Raw genomic sequence first — 14,991 nt, 5'->3', positions numbered from 1 at the left:
GACACCTAAGTAAACGGCATTGCGGCTAAGGCCTTGAAGTCAGAAAAATTCAATGGATTGTCCTGTCGAGGATCTGAGGTGGGATAAAGAGGGTATTGGGGCGGCTCGGCAAGGGATTTTTGATGTGACGACTCCAAGCGTCATTCACCGGTTACGTTCTTGATGACTAAGGCATCTCCCTGACCGCCGCCGCCACATAGGGCGACCACACCCGTTCCTCCGCCGCGACGTTTGAGTGCCAGAGCCTGGTGCAGCACCAGGCGGGCACCGGAAGCGCCCACCGGGTGACCGAGAGCTATTGCCCCGCCTTCAGCGTTTACGCGCTCCGTCTCAACGCCAAGGTCCCGCGCGGACTGGATCACGACGGAGGCGAAAGCTTCATTAATTTCGATCAGGTCCAGCTCCGCAGCGGTGATCCCTTCGCGCTTCAATGCCGCCTCGATAGCCTGTGAGGGCTGTGAGTGAAGGGAGCCGTCGGGGCCGGCGGTCTGGCCGTGAGCTCCGATCTCAGCTATCCATTCCAGGCCCAAAGCTTCTGCGGCTGACCTGCTGGCAATGACAAGGGCGGCGGCACCGTCGGACAGGGGCGACGAAGACCCCGCCGTGATGGTGGCGTGCTGGCCCTTGGCGAAGGCCGGCGTGAGCTGGGACAAGGCCTCAAGTGTGGTCGCCGGACGGATGCCTTCATCGTCGGAAAGTGTGATGGCAGGCCCTTTGCGCTGGGGGACTTCCAGCGGAGCGATCTCCTCGGCGAGGATACCCGAAGCACGCGCCGCTTCGGCGCGCTGGTGCGAGCGGACTGCCATCTCGTCCTGATTTAGGCGGCTTATCCCCCGGACTGGATTGCCCGCATCTGTAGCCTCGCCCATTAGCTGTCCGCTGAAGGGGTCTTGGAGGCCGTCATGGTTCAGTGAATCCAGTAAGAGGGTATCTCCGATGGCAACGCCGGAACGTAGTCCCTTAAGCAGGTGCGGTGCGTTTGTCATGGATTCCTGGCCTGCGGCGACCACGAAGTCGGCTTCGCCCGCACGGATCATCCTGGCGGCGTCAATCACGGCAGTAAGCCCGGAAAGGCACAGCTTGTTGACGGTGACGGTCGGGACGTCCCAACCGATACCGGCGCCGAGGCCGGCCTGTCGGGCAGGTCCCTGCCCTGCGCCGGCCTGAAAAACCTGGCCGACGATAACGGCCTCAACCTGATCCGGACGCAGGCCCGAGCGTTCCAAGGCCGCGCGGATGGCGTGGGCGCCCAGTCCACTGGAGGAAAAGGCTGACAGGCCGCCTCGGAAACGGCCGAACGGTGTACGGGCGCCACCGAGAATGACGGGAATGTTCGAGTTGGAAGAGCTCATGGAAGGCCTTTCAGGGCAAGGAAGTCAGTGCAGATAATGCGGGTGTTGGTGGTTGGGCTGGCAGGGGGACGGGTGAGATGCGGGCTGTTCAGTTGAAAGCCGAGATGCCGGTGATGGATCGGCCAATGATCAGGGCTTGGATGGACTCGGTGCCCTCGTAGGTGTGGATCGCCTCGATGTCGGCCATGTGCCGGGCAACACGGTTGGTGATAAGAATGCCGTTGCCGCCCAGCATGTCGCGGGCGTTGGCGGCCACGGAGCGGGCCGTGCGGGTGCACGTGAACTTGGCAAGAGAAGCCTGCGCAGGCGTGAGGGCGCCCGCTTCGTCCAGTCGGGTCATTTGCACGACCATCAACTGCATGGTGGCCAGTTCGCTCTGCATCCGGGCCAGACGTTCCTGCACGATCGGTGACGCGGCGAGCGGACGGCCGAACTGCTTGCGCTGCGCGGCGTATTGGACCGCAGTTTCATAGCAGGCAGTGGCATGGCCGACGGCGGACCAGGCGACGCCGAGACGCGTGGCCACCAACACCCGTGAGGTGTCCTTGAACGAATTTGCGTCGGGGAGTCTATTGCTGTCCGGGACAAAGACGTCCTCGAACCGGATGTGGGCCTGCCAGATCGCCCGCAGGGATGCCTTCCCCTCAATCGTGGTCGCCAGGTAGCCGGGCGAGTCCTGCGGCACGAGGTAGCCGTGCACCTGCCCGTCGTCCCCGCGGGCCCACACGACGGTGATTCCGCCGATTGAGCCGTTGCCGATCCACTTCTTCTCGCCGTTGAGCAGGAAGCCGCCTTCCGTCCTTGTGGCCGAAGTTTCCAGACCCACGGAATCCGAACCGTGGGTGGGCTCTGTCAGCGCGAAGGCTCCGTACTGTTGCGCCGTCGCCAGCGCGGGAAGCCACCGGTTCTTCTGCTCGTCCGAGCCGCAGTAGGCAATGGATCTCAGCGCCAGACCGCCCTGGACAGCGACGGCGGTTCCGATGGAGCCATCCCCGCGGCTGAGTTCCATCATGACCAGCCCAGCGGCCATTTTGCTCATGGGAGCAAAGCCGTCAATAGTGACGCCGTCCCGGAGCAGGTCAAGCTCCCCCAACCGCTTTACTAGGTGCAGCGGATAATCGGCCCGCTCCCAGTATCCTGCGATGACGGGCTGGACCTCCTCCTGGACAAACGTCCGGGCGCGTGCCCAGAAAGTGCCATCGGCACTTGAGATGTCGCTGAACACTCCGGCCGGGTCTGTCGTGGGAGCCCCGGTGAGCACATAGGCGGGCTCAACGGTTCCCGCCGGGAAGGTTCCGAGGCCGGCGGTAGACCTCTCTGTTGCCACTGGCGGAGGATTCAGCACGACGTCAGCCCGGCCTTGACGATCTTGCCGACCGAGTTCTTGGGCAGGGACGCAATGATGGCGAAGTGGCGGGGAACCTTGTATTTGGCCAGAGATGCCAGGCAATGCCTCTCCAGCTCCACACCATTGAGCTGCTGGCCAGGGACCGGCGCGACGTACGCGACGGGTACTTCCCCGAAGACCTGATCGGGGTGTCCGACTACAGCGGCTTCGAGCACATCGGGATGCTGGCAAAGCACGAACTCAATTTCCTTCGGGAAGATGTTCTCTCCGCCCCGGATGATCACGTCCTTAATCCTGTCGACCAGGACCAGGTACCCGTCCTCGTCTAGATAGCCCACGTCACCTGTGCGCAGCCATCCGTCGTGGAGCACTGTCGCTGTCTCCTCCGGGCGCCCCAGGTATTCACGCATGACGTTGGCCCCCTTGATGAGGATCTCTCCACGGTCCCCCTGTTTGGCCGTGGCACCGTCCGGGGTTACGATCCGCAGCTGTTGCCCGGGCAGCGCTGGCCCTACGGTGCCTGCCTTGCGGGGTCCCCGCAGCGGGTTTAATGTTGAGGCAACCGATCCCTCTGAGAGGCCGTAGCCCTCAACGACAGGCACGCCGAATCTGTCTTGAAAGCGCTCAAGGAGATCGGCCGGCATCGGTGCAGCTCCGCACACGAGAAAGCGCAGCGATGAGGTGTCTACTGCCGGGGTGGTCTGAGCGTCGAGCATTGCGTACATCGTGGGGACAGCAGAGAAGAACGTGGGCCGTTCCGCTTCCACGACGTCCCAGAATGTCTTGGCATCGAACCGTGGGGCGACAACGACTGTGCCGCCGGCAAGCAGGACCGACAAAACCCCGATCAGCAGCCCGTTGCAATGAAACAAGGGCAGGACTAGAAGGCTGGTGTCCTGGGCGTCAATTTCCAAATGCGTGGAGATGGAGGCCACCATGGCCGTGATGTTGCTGTGGTCCAGGACGCAGCCTTTGGGTTTTCCCGTGGTTCCGGACGTGTAGATGATGAGAGCAAAATCCTCTGGTTCTGCCACCGCAACGCCCGCAGGAGCGTTGTCGGGATCAGCGGGCGAACCCGTGTGGATCGTGGAGGCGTCGACGTGGGTGATTTCCAGTCCGGCTGCAAGGCGCCCAGCCCGTTCGTCCCCGATAATGACCCTCGCTTCCGAGTCCTGGAGCTGATAGATGACCTCCGGGTCTGTCAGCGCCGGGTTCATCGGTGTGAGGGCAGCTCCCAGCGACCAAGCGGCGAACATCGTCGTGACGATCTCGGCGCAATTTGGCAGCAAGATGGCGACCACGTCGCCCCGGGATACGCCACGGGCGGCAAGGCGGGCTGCAAGGGCAGCCGTGTCCAGGGCGAATGTAAGGTTGTCGAACGAGCGGTTCTGGTCGCGGATGCATTCGCCCGTTGGATTCTGACGTGCCCTTTCAAAGGGGACACTGACAAGCACGGAAACGTCAGTGTTATGAGCCTGTTCGATAGTCATCGCTTCAGAATAGGAAACGGCGCAGCATCTGGCTTCGTCCTCCGGGGACGAGCATGGAATGAAAGTTCGTCATCCGTGAACAGATCCTGAGCGCATGGTCCCACCCCGGACGGGTCCACTCCGAGCCGCGTTCGATGCCCTTCTCCATCTCCGCCTACTTCGGGAAAACCGTGCGCCATCGACTCAACCGCGGCGGTGCTGAACCGCGCCCTGCGCATCGCAACGATCACCCAGGAGCTCGACACCGGCTCCTGCGTCGAGAAACGGCACACTGACGGCCGCACGACAAGGTGATCCGCCGATGCCTCAAGCAGTATCTCGCCGGCCAACTCAACATCCGAAGCCAGACCCCGCCCAGCTTGACATGCACAGAAGGGGTCCCCTAGGTCTCAGTTTCTACGAGTTCCTTGATTCGCCGGTAGCCGCCTTCGATCAGGCCTGGCTCCATTGAGCTGTGAAAGTGGGGCATGTCCAGCTCGATGGTCAGCTTGGTCCTGTCACCGTCAACGGCCTCGAATGTTACACGGCCATGGACTTCCAGGGGTCCGCCGGGCGTTTGGTCCACGATGACGGCTTTCATGGACTTTCCGGGGTCCAACTCCACCACCTCCATGATGCCCTCGATGGGAGTGCCAACACGTGTGTGCCTGCGTTTGATCCGAGTGCCGACCCCCACAGGTCCTTCGGTGAGCTGCGTCAGCTGGATGCTCGGATCCCAGCGAGGATGGTTGCGCACATGGTTCACCACATAGAACTCAAACACCACCGCAGGCGGCCTATCGATGACAACGGAAACCTCGATTTTCATGGCATGCCCCGTCGAGTGCACAATCTGGGCTGAATAAGCGGATCATATATCGGGGCGTCAGGTGATTTCGATAGTAAAAGGTCTCGCCTCAACCCGGGAGCCATATGGGGCCGCCGTGATGGCGCCCCTAAACTAACACTCTGCGGCGTGATCGGCACCCCCCGCGAAGGAAACCACCAGTGTGAGATGTCGTTGACTCAGGGCAGCGCCACGGCCTTGGTTTCGTTGCGCGCCTAGTTATGCGCCGCGATCTTCACCGATCTTGCGCTTGAGCAGGGCCGATTTCCGGCGAACACATTTGGAGCTACCACGCTCTTCTAGCGCGGCGACTGGTACTGCAGACCGTCGAGCAGGATGTCGGCTATCTCAGCAAACGCCTCGCCGGCGGTGAGTCCCGTGGGGCCGAGCAGTCGGCCGGACTGCACTCCGTCGATCGCGAGAACCACCAGTTCCGAGGCGAAGGCAGCGTCGACGGCGCGAAACTGTCCCGAGACTACGCCTTGATCGATGATCTCCCGAACTCGTCGAGCGGCCGCCGCGGAGTTGACGGCGTAGACCTTTGCCGCCGGCGGATAGGCGACCATGTCCAGGTAGAACTGCTGTGAGTTGCGACCCATTTCCCGTCCGACTCCTCGAAGATAGACCTTGACTTTGCGGCGGCAGTCCGCCTCCGCTGCCGTCGCCTCCTCGATGCGCCGGGTCGCATTCTCGAAGAAGTGTTTAACTGTCGCCACCACCAGATCGCGCTTGGTTCCTGCCACGCCATAAAGCGTCGATTTGGAGCAGTGCAGGCGGCTGGCGAGCTCGTCCATGTTCAGCTCCATGAATCCCTCCCGAAGCACTATCTCTTCGATCTGATTCATCAAGTCGGAGCGCCGCTGCCGGTCAACTTTACGTCGGCCGGCGGCGGGCTGGTGCTGCGGCTTCTCAGTTTGTTGAGTCACAAGTTACATTGTGCCCTGACTTTGCGAGCTCAGGCCTGTATTGACACTCTCGCTCGCCTTGTCAGCAGCCCGAGGCTGACCATCAAGACGAGGGCTGAGAGATAGATGAAATACCAGTCAGCATGGCCCAGCCCTGCCAACCAGGTAAGCAGGAACGGTGCAGTCCCCCCGAAGATTGCAGTCGACAGATTGTATGGCGCCCCGACTCCCATGGCCCGCATGCGGGTAGGGAACTGCTCCGCCATGATCACCGCCAGGACGGAGAACATGCAGGCCGTCAGCGTCAGGAACGCCAGATCGACCAACAGGCTCACAAACCAGACGTCGCTGAGAGCCAGGCTCAGCGGGTAGATAGCGACGGCGCCGGCGAAAGAGAAGATGAGACCCAGCGGGCGTCGACCAATCCGGTCAGACAGGTGCCCGAGGAGTGGGAGCAGGATCATGAAGAACACGAGCGCCACGGTATGGACACCGAAGGTTTCCGGCGCTGAAAGCCCGACGGATTTGATCAGGTGAGTCGGCATGTAACTGACGAAGGTATAGAAGGCGGTGGCCGCACCAGCCATGAGCACGATTACTCGCAGGGTCTCCCGAGGGTACTCGCTTACGAGAGCGACTAGGCCGGCATGATGGCCGGAGGCGCCGGCGTTGGCAGATACGTCGCCCGTTTCAACCATGGAACGCCGCACCCACAAGGCGACGATGCCGGCAGCGCCGCCGACAAGGAAAGGAAGACGCCAACCCCATTCGGCCAGTGCCTCCGGGCTCATGAGGGCTGCCAAAACGTAACCCAGAAGGGTAGCCATCACCATGCCCGCCACAACAGTCGCGTACCAGAAGCTGCTGTAGAGTCCCTTGCGGCCTTCAGGAGCGATCTCGGAGAGATAGGCCATGGCCCCACCAGACTCACCGCCGGCTGCGAATCCCTGGACCATGCGAGCCAGCACGAGGATGATGGGGGCAGCCAGCCCGATTGACGCATATGTCGGCGACAGACCGACAACGAAGGTTGGGGCTGCCATAAGGACAATCGTGAGGGTCAGGGCTTTCTTGCGCCCCTTGCGGTCGGCGTAAGCCCCAAGCAGCCATCCACCAAGTGGCCGCACGAAGAATCCAACCGCGAAGACTGCGAAGGTTGACAACAGGGCTGCTGCCGGCTCGCCTGACGGGAAAAAGAGCGGCGCGAAATAGACGGCGAAGGTGGCGTAGATGGTTAGGTCGAACCATTCGACGACGTTGCCGACGGCGGCTGCCGCAAGCGGACGAACGCGCGGACTTGTGGGTGCTGTGGTAAGGGTAGGGGCGGACATTGCACTCTCCTTTGAGTACGAAATTGGTTGACATGGTGGCGCAGCTAGTCGGGATGAGTGGTTACCAGGAGCTTCGCTGGGTGTTTGGCGCCAAAGAGGTCAGCAACGGACAGACCTACCCGTCGTGGACTCGGCGGGATTGCCCTGGTGGTGCATGGCTACGCTTCGAGGACGGGCACTTCCACGTACGTGTCGGTTCCGTGGTGGATGGTAATGATCCCGGCTGGAGTTGTAGGCAGGATCTTGGGGAAGTCGCCGCCGCTAAGCGTCACGCGGAGCTGCTCACCTGTCTTAAAACGCCAGTGGGCCTCGCCCAAAAGGATGGTGTAGGTGAAAGGCTTGTTGGGGACGATTTCCTCAGGCGTCTCAAGAGTGCTGCGTAGTTGCGCCCGTAGGTATCCCGTATCAATGGGAAGTACCTGCCCGTCAAGCGTCACGACCTCGAACTTGCTCACAAAGTAGGTATCCGAAGCCGTAATTGAGGCGTGTAGGTGAAGGGTGACGGGCCCAGCCACAACGCTGTCGCTCTCAAAGGCGGGCAGCGTAAACACACGTCTGCGTTGGCCGTGACGACCGTCGGGCCGCTCAGAACAGATTTCACTTGCTGCCTGGTCCTGGCCCGTGTCATGTGGCCTATTGCCGAGGGGGCCGGTGCTCGGTCCGTCATAGGGATTGACTGAGTAGTGGCTTTCACTGTTTTCCGGTGCTTGATCAGTCAGGCTGCCGTCCGGTGTGAGAAAGAGGCGCCTGGGCGTGGCCTTAGGCGCGGGCCATGTCGCGAATTCGGTCCAAACGCCTTCGCTAATGTCTGAAGTCGATTCGTAGCTGATGACCCTTGCTGGGGGCAGGCCGGCGCCGGGCACGTCCATGAGCCAATGGTCCATCCAGGCAAGAACAGTGCGGGCCAGGAGGAAGTCGGATGACTTGTCGGCATCCGTTGAGACTGGGAGCAGGCTTTCGTGGGTCCATGGTCCGTAAACCAGCCAGGTGTTTTCAGGCCTCTGCCTCAGGGCGTCATAGCCGCCGTTTTTAAAGATGTCGAAGTGGCCGCCGATGTGGAGGGCGGGGACGTCGACATCTTTAAGTTTGTTGGTAGTAACGACCTGCTTCCAGTATGAGTTGAAAGTCGGGTTATCCTGGAAGCACTTTAGTACGCTGGCATGTCCTTGCTCATCAACGATGGCGGCGTTTTGCCACCATGCGCCTACGCTGGCTGGAACTCCGCCGGGATAAACCCATTCAGAGTAGATGTCGGTGGGGGAATGCACAGGCACGATCGTGCGTAGGTGGGGAGGCTTGGCGGAGGCTGTCCGATAGGCAGTGATGGACCCATAACTTTGGCCCACCTGCCCGATACGCCCGTTTGAGCAGGGTTGACTGGCAAGCCATTCAATCAGGTCATAGTTGTCCTCTATTTCCCGTTCCGGAAACCAGCTAGTGAACTCGCCATCAGAAGCGGCGGTGCCACGCACGTGGCCAGTAAGAACGCTGTAGCCGCGCTCGGCCAGACATTCGTGCAGGCCGCGGAACATGTCCGTCATGTCGTATGGCATGAAGTCCATGACGATGCCAGGGTGCTCAATTCCAGTGGCTTTCCCGTTTCGCCCCGGCTGGTACAACCGGCAGGTGAGTGTCGAACCATCGCGGGTAGGCACCTGGATCTCCGAGACTTGGGCCTCGTACTCGGCAGGTCGATCGTAGTCTAACCAGGCGCGCACAGCTTCCGCCGCTGGCGCTTTGTTGAGGAAATCTGCAATGGTCATGACATAGCTCCTTCGGTACGTCTAACTCTTTTTTGGGTTGGGTTGGCAAGCCTGTGTGGCCAGTGGCGAACATCTTGTGGGCGCCACCTCCCGGGGCTCGGGGGTCTATTCGTGCTCTTGAGCAGTTCCCAGTACCCCAGCTTCTGCCTGATGGGCCGACCTTCGTGGGGCAGCACGTGTGCTGGCACGGCCCGTCACGTATAAAACCGTCGCTGATGACTGCTGCTACAGGGCGCGCAGCACTACCGCACTGCCCTGCCCGCCGCCGCCACAGATTCCCGCCGCACCGATGGATCCCGTGCCATAGTTGGCCAGCTGCCGTGCGAGCGTGCCGACGATGCGGGCTCCGGAGGCCCCGATAGGATGGCCTAGGGCGATGGCGCCGCCTCGGGCGTTGACGATGTTCGGGTCGATGCCTAATTCCCGGATGGATTGGACGACGACGGCGGCGAAGGCTTCGTTGATTTCAACCGCCGCAAAATCCGCGGCTGTTATGGCTGTCCCCTTGAGGGCTGTAAGGATCGCGTTCGCGGGTTGGCTGTGGAGCCGCACGTCAGGTCCGGCGACCAGGGCGTGCGATTCAATCGCCGCGATCGGGGATAGGCCAAGGCGATCGGCCGCCTCGGGGCTGACCAGTACCAGGGCTGCGGCGCCGTCCGTGATGGGGGATGAATTGCCGGCCGTGACGGTGCCTTCCTTGGTGAAGGCCGGGCGCAGGCCGGCAAGGATATCGGCGGTCGTGTCGGGACGGATGCCGTCGTCTTCAGCTACGACAAGCTGGCCTTGCCGGGACGCAAGGATGTAGGGCTCTATCTCCCCGGCAAGAAATTCACGGTGGGCGTCCGCGCGGTGATGCGATCCGGCGGCCCACGCATCCTGATCGTGTCGCCCCAGTTGCAGGCCGGTGTTGCCGTCCTCGGTGAGGAGGCCCATGGAGACCTGCTCAAACGCATCGGTCAGTCCGTCACGCTCCAGACTGTCGACCAGTTCCATCGCTCCGTATTTCTGTCCGGCGCGTGCACCGAGCACGTGCGGTGCCAGGGACATGGATTCCTGCCCGATCGCAAGGACGACGTCGGCCTCGCCGCCGGAGATGAGCCGGGCGGCCTCGACCACGGCCTCCATTCCTGACAGGCAGACCGCATTAATGGTTAGGGCCGGTATCGTGAGCGGAACGCCTGCCGCAACGGCACTCTGCCTGGCTGGGTTCTGCCCGGCGCCGGCCTGCAGCACGTGCCCCGCGACCACGCGCTGCACGTCTGCCGGGCTGATGCCGGCGCGACGGAGCGCTGCGGCAGCGGCGTGTGCTCCGAGTTTTACGGCCGGAGCACTGGCCAACTGACCGTTAAAGCGGGTGAAAGGAGTCCGGGCGTATCCGGCGATGAGCGCGCTCATCGGGGCGCTGCTCCGATTTTCTACTGTCATGTTGGTCTTTCCGTTCGGGCCTTGGACTTGTGTTCGTTCTGGGAGGTGCTGTGCAGCTATTGCCGGTCGTGGCTGATGCCTGAGAAGTACGGGTTCTAGCGGATTGAGGAGCCGATTCCGATGCCGCCGTCGACGTCAAGAACCACGCCAGTGATGTAGCCGGCTTCGTGAGAGCAGAGGAAGGCGGCGGCGGCGGCGATGTCTTCAGGTTTGCCCGTGCTGCGCATAGGTACTTTGGCTACCAGCTTCTCGCGGGCCGGTCCGTTCATTGAGGCGAGCATCGGGGTTTCGATCAGGCCTGGAGCGATAGCATTGGCAGTCACTCCGTGGCGTGCGCCCTCGAGTGCAAAGCCTCGGGTGAAGCCGACAACTCCTGCCTTGGCTGCCACGTAGTTCACTTGGCCGAAGTTGCCTCTCCAGCTCATGGATGAGAACGAGAGGACGCGCCCGTATCCGCGGTTTTTCATGTGACCGAAGGCGGCCTGGGTGCAGTTGAAAGCACCGGTCAGGTTGACCGCGATGACGGCGTTCCAGTCCTCGGGTGAGATGTTCTCGATCCGGTTGTCCCTGATGATGCCTGCGTTGTTTACCAGAACGTCCACGCGTCCACGCTCGTCAGCAATTTGGTCTATCCAGGCCTTGGCTGCGGCGGCGTCAGTGATGTCTACTCGGCTGTAGGTGGTCGAGCCATCCGGGCTGGCAGCCACCACGTCTTGGGCGGCGGCGTCGTTGAGGTCGGCGAAATACACTGTGGCACCTTCAGCGGAGAACCTTTCCACCATGGCGCGGCCGAGTCCTTGGGCGCCGCCCGTGACGAGTACGACTTGTTCAGAGTAGCGGGAGTTGTTCACGATGCCTTCCGGTTTTTGTTGAGGAAAAGACGCAGGGTTTGGGGGACGTTCTGTTCGACCCAGTGGCGATCGAAAGCGTCGAGTTCGCGGTCGCGTTCGGTCTCTGATGGCGGGGGTACCTGTGCTTGCAGCACTCGTTTGTATGCCTGTTGGGCGGGGGCCGGGACATTGAGCAGTTGGTTCACGATGGTTTTGACGTTGGCGTCAAGTTCCCCCATCGGGGTAACGCATCGGAGCCATCCGGCGAAGGCATTGTCCCGGGCGGGGAGTAGCGTGCCGGTCAGGGCGAGCCAGAAGGCGGTGCTGCGGCCAAGAGACCGCTCGAGGCGGGCGCTGGCACCGCCTCCGGCGAGTAGGTTCCTGCCGACGTGGCCGTCGCCGATGAGCGTTTTTTCCTCGGCCAGGACAACGTCGCAGGCAAGGGCCAGCTCGAGCCCGCCTGCAACGGCGTGTCCGTGAAGGGCGGCTACGAAGACGACGGGTGAATTCTCCATGGCGATGGTCAAGTCCCAGATGCTGCTGAGGAAGTGCCGAGGGGTTTCTCCAGCTGGCGCGTCATGTTTCTGCAGGTACTGCAGGTCCGCCCCTGCGCAGAAGGTGGGACCGTTTCCCTTAAGAACCACTACCCGGACACCAGACTCTTCGGCTGCCTTAAGGGCCTTGTGCATCGCACAGATTATGGCCGGGTTGAGGGCGTTGCGGACGTGGGGCCGGTTGAGGGTCCATTCTTCGGCGACGCCGGGGAACTGTCCGCGCAGATGCTTGCCTGAATTCGTGACAAGGAGTTCATTCGTCATTTGTGGTCCTCCTGCTTGGTGTCCGCGAGGCCCCGGAGCACCGTGCGCTGGACTTTCCCACTGGGGGTTTTAGGCAATGAGTCGATGAAGGTGATGCGGCGCGGGTAAGCGTGGGCCCCGTAATTCTGTTTCACCCAATCCTGCAGAACTGCAGTCATGGCGCGGCCGGCATCGAGATCATCGACCAATGCAGGATCGCTCGGTACAACGAAGGCATGAATGACTTCCCCCCGTACCTCATCAGGCGATGCGACAACGGCTGCCTCAGCCACTACCGGGTGTTTGACCAGGACACTTTCCACATCGAAGGGGCCGATCCGGTAGCCGGCCATCAAAATGACATCATCGTCACGAGACGAGAAGCGGATGAGCCCCTCGGCATCGATCGAGACCAGGTCCCCGGTTAGGTAGTAGGACCCGTCGTGCGTAAAGCGGGATCCCCGAAGGTCGCGGTCGACGCCATAGCCTGTGAAGGTGAAGAAGGGGCTTGCATCGACCCGGACGGCCAGCCGTCCGACTTCACCGGCATCGGCGATGTTGTCATCGGAAAGCTTCAAGGCGGTCAGCTCCCAGCCGGGAAAGGCGGTGCCCATGGCGCCCGGCACGGGGTTCAGCCATAAGTCCGGGTGGTGGGCGAATCCGGCCGGCATGCCCAGTTCGGTCTGCCCGAAATGATCGTGGACGTCAAGGCCCAGGCGGTCACGCGTCCACTCGCCGACGTCCGGGGTCAGGGGTTCCCCCGCGCTTGAAAGATGGCGCAAACGAGGCAACTCCACCTTAGGATCGGCGCCACGCATCGCCCGGTATACGGTGGGGGCCGCAGCGAAGTCGGTGACACCGAAGGCTTCCAGGAGTCGCCATGACGTCTGGGGCTTGAAAGCACCACAGGAGATGATGCTCGGAATACCTGCCGTCAGGGGTGCGATCAGTGACGTATAGAGCCCGTAAGCCCATCCAGGGTCGGCTCCGCACCAGAAGGTGTCTCCCGGGGCAAGACCGAGCTCCAGATAAGACTGCCAACCTGCAACGTAGGCCAATGGGTGCACCACGGCCTTCGGCTTACCGGTTGTGCCGGACGTAAACATGTGAACCAATGCTGTCCCCGGTCCCTCAGGTGCGACAGCGCCTGTCAGTCGGGCGTCACCCTTAACGAAAGGAATCATCCCGGAGGCTGTCACGGCAGCGCTGTTCTCCTTGCTCAAATTGGCCAGCATCACGGTGCAATCAAGACCCTCCACTTTCGACGCCTGATCAGGGTCTGTAACGATGACGCGCACTCCCGCGGCCGATACGCGATCTGCTACGGTGGCCGCCGCGAATGCAGTGAATAACGGGACGTACACGGCACCGAGGCGCCAGATGCCCAAGATGAGAGCCGGCAGGTCGGGCCCCTTGCCCATGAGGCTCGCGACGCGATCACCAACCCCGATGCCCTGAGCCGCCAGCACGTGCGCAGCATGCTCGGAACGGGCCTTTAGTTGCCCATATGTCATCGCCTCTTCCGCGAGATCTTCGTGGACAAAACGGAAGGCGACCTGCTCTTCGGGGTGCCGGTCGCACATCAGCCAGGCAGCAGTAACCGAGGGCGACGCGAACTCGGCGAGGATCTCACTGGCGCGGCGGTGAAGACGGCGCCCGCCTGCGGCCGTCTCGGTGATTGTCGGTGATTGCATGGAAGTCCTCCAAAACTCAAAAGCACCCGACGTTGGGTACTATCGCCTGATTGATAGTACCCTACGTGACCACTGTCACGCTTGTACAGTCTTTTGTGAAGGGCAAGTGAATCTGGGCGGGATCGTCATCCTCCTTTGCTGGGGCGACAGGCGAATCGTGAAGAGGGACGGGGCTCCACGCAGGAGTAAAGTACGAAGTGAGCCAAGAAAGTACCCCCGCCGGGGGCAGCTGCCCCGCCCACATGAGAACGTGCGCACGCTAACGCCTCCCCCTCAGGCTTCCAGCAGATCACTTTGGCCAGCCAGGATCGCCGCGGACGCCACGGGAACTTGCTCATGACGATTCCCCCAAACCGGAGGAGCCGTTATGTATACAAACTCATCCGTTTTTCTGCGTTCCTTGCGAAATTGTCCCTGCTGTGTATACAGTACTCAGCATGCGCGCCAGTGAACGGGCTTATAAAGCCCTCCTCGAAGACATCGTTGAGCGGCGCCTACTGCCGGGTACGGTTCTGGCGGAAGTCGAGCAATCGGAACGGCTTGGCGTCTCACGCACACCGCTCCGTGAGGCACTTGGCAGACTAACCGCCGAAGGTCTAACGCAGAATGGCGGGGGCCGCGGAGTCGTCGTCACCGATATCTCTCTGGAAGACATCGATGAATTATTCGAGCTGCGGGAAATCCTGGAATGCCGAGCAGCAGCTCTGGCTGCGCAACGAGAGAGATCGCAGTGTCTTCGCCGCCCTCCACGCGGAACTTCGGGATGCTCCGGCGCTCCTCAGCGCAGCCGATCCTGCCCGCCACACCTATTACGCGCTGGCAATCCGATTGGATGAAGCCATCGACGCTGCCATCTCCAACTCCTACCTGGCGCAGGCGATGCGGAGCCTTCGCGTCCACCTGGTGCGGGTCCGGCGTCTGGCTAGCGACGACGCCCAGCGGCTCACAGCCGCAGCCGCGGAGCACGCAGCCATAGCCGAAGCCATCGCCGCCGGGAACCCCCGGCTGGCCGAAGCCGCCACCACACTCCATCTGCACCGCAGCCTCACCCACATCAAGGCCACCCACACGCCTCAATAAGGAGCATCATGGTCAAGACGAACCACGTTCGCGTCTACAAGAGCGAAGAGAACCTTCCCCGCGAGGACCAGCTCGCCCACAAGATCGCCGTCGTCGCCGCCGATCCCGTCGAGGTAACGGCCGAAGTGACCGAAATGGTGATCAACCGCA

The 14,991-nt window shown here is 62.0% G+C and carries 11 protein-coding genes and 1 pseudogene; 1 reads left to right on the top strand and 11 read right to left on the bottom strand.

What is annotated here, in order from left to right; all coding sequences use genetic code 11:
• Positions 1–140 precede the first annotated feature (140 nt).
• The 11 genes from J7E80_RS22145 to J7E80_RS22095 all read right to left on the bottom strand — a co-directional run bounded on the left by J7E80_RS22145 (position 141) and on the right by J7E80_RS22095 (position 13,761).
• Complete coding sequence (locus J7E80_RS22145; RefSeq protein ID WP_215054369.1) at positions 141–1,352, bottom strand: acetyl-CoA C-acetyltransferase; 1,212 nt, start codon at positions 1,350–1,352, stop codon at positions 141–143.
• An 88-nt stretch (positions 1,353–1,440) separates the two neighbouring features.
• Positions 1,441–2,679: an acyl-CoA dehydrogenase family protein gene (locus J7E80_RS22140; RefSeq protein ID WP_215054368.1), complete on the bottom strand. Its 1,239-nt coding sequence runs from the start codon at positions 2,677–2,679 to the stop codon at positions 1,441–1,443.
• Positions 2,680–2,690: 11 nt separating this feature from the next.
• Entirely contained in the window at positions 2,691–4,190 is a 1,500-nt protein-coding gene (locus tag J7E80_RS22135; RefSeq protein WP_215054367.1) for a class I adenylate-forming enzyme family protein, read from the bottom strand.
• A gap of 382 nt (positions 4,191–4,572) precedes the next feature.
• Positions 4,573–4,998 (bottom strand): SRPBCC family protein, encoded by a 426-nt coding sequence (locus J7E80_RS22130; RefSeq protein WP_215054366.1) that lies wholly within the window; start codon positions 4,996–4,998, stop codon positions 4,573–4,575.
• A 317-nt stretch (positions 4,999–5,315) separates the two neighbouring features.
• A complete protein-coding gene (locus J7E80_RS22125; RefSeq protein WP_215054365.1) occupies positions 5,316–5,942 on the bottom strand; it encodes a TetR/AcrR family transcriptional regulator in 627 nt (208 codons plus the stop codon).
• Positions 5,943–5,971: 29 nt separating this feature from the next.
• Positions 5,972–7,252, bottom strand: coding sequence for an MFS transporter (locus J7E80_RS22120; protein ID WP_215054364.1), 1,281 nt, complete (start codon positions 7,250–7,252; stop codon positions 5,972–5,974).
• Positions 7,253–7,410: 158 nt separating this feature from the next.
• A complete protein-coding gene (locus J7E80_RS22115) occupies positions 7,411–9,015 on the bottom strand; it encodes a CocE/NonD family hydrolase (protein WP_215054363.1) in 1,605 nt (534 codons plus the stop codon).
• Positions 9,016–9,240: 225 nt separating this feature from the next.
• The gene (locus J7E80_RS22110) at positions 9,241–10,440 is read right to left on the bottom strand and encodes an acetyl-CoA C-acyltransferase (RefSeq protein ID WP_396020835.1); all 1,200 of its coding nucleotides are present in this window, start codon (positions 10,438–10,440) and stop codon (positions 9,241–9,243) included.
• Positions 10,441–10,535: 95 nt separating this feature from the next.
• Complete coding sequence (locus J7E80_RS22105) at positions 10,536–11,291, bottom strand: SDR family NAD(P)-dependent oxidoreductase (protein ID WP_215054362.1); 756 nt, start codon at positions 11,289–11,291, stop codon at positions 10,536–10,538.
• Positions 11,288–12,088, bottom strand: a complete 801-nt coding sequence (locus J7E80_RS22100) for an enoyl-CoA hydratase/isomerase family protein (protein WP_215054361.1) — start codon at positions 12,086–12,088, stop codon at positions 11,288–11,290. The genes J7E80_RS22105 and J7E80_RS22100 overlap by 4 nt, the downstream gene beginning before the upstream one ends.
• On the bottom strand, positions 12,085–13,761 hold the full coding sequence (locus J7E80_RS22095; protein ID WP_215054360.1) for an AMP-binding protein: 1,677 nt from the start codon (positions 13,759–13,761) through the stop codon (positions 12,085–12,087). The genes J7E80_RS22100 and J7E80_RS22095 overlap by 4 nt, the downstream gene beginning before the upstream one ends.
• Before the next feature lie 437 nt (positions 13,762–14,198).
• On the opposite strand from J7E80_RS22095, the pseudogene J7E80_RS22090 reads away from it, so the two are divergent.
• A pseudogene (locus tag J7E80_RS22090) lies at positions 14,199–14,854 on the top strand (GntR family transcriptional regulator); the annotation flags it as partial.
• Positions 14,855–14,991: the final 137 nt, after the last annotated feature.

The sequence above is a fragment of the Arthrobacter sp. ISL-28 genome (genome assembly GCF_018613875.1).
Lineage (GTDB): Bacteria > Actinomycetota > Actinomycetes > Actinomycetales > Micrococcaceae > Arthrobacter.
The sequence above is the reverse complement of the archived record's forward strand: the minus strand, read 5'-3'. Positions and strand labels throughout refer to the sequence as shown.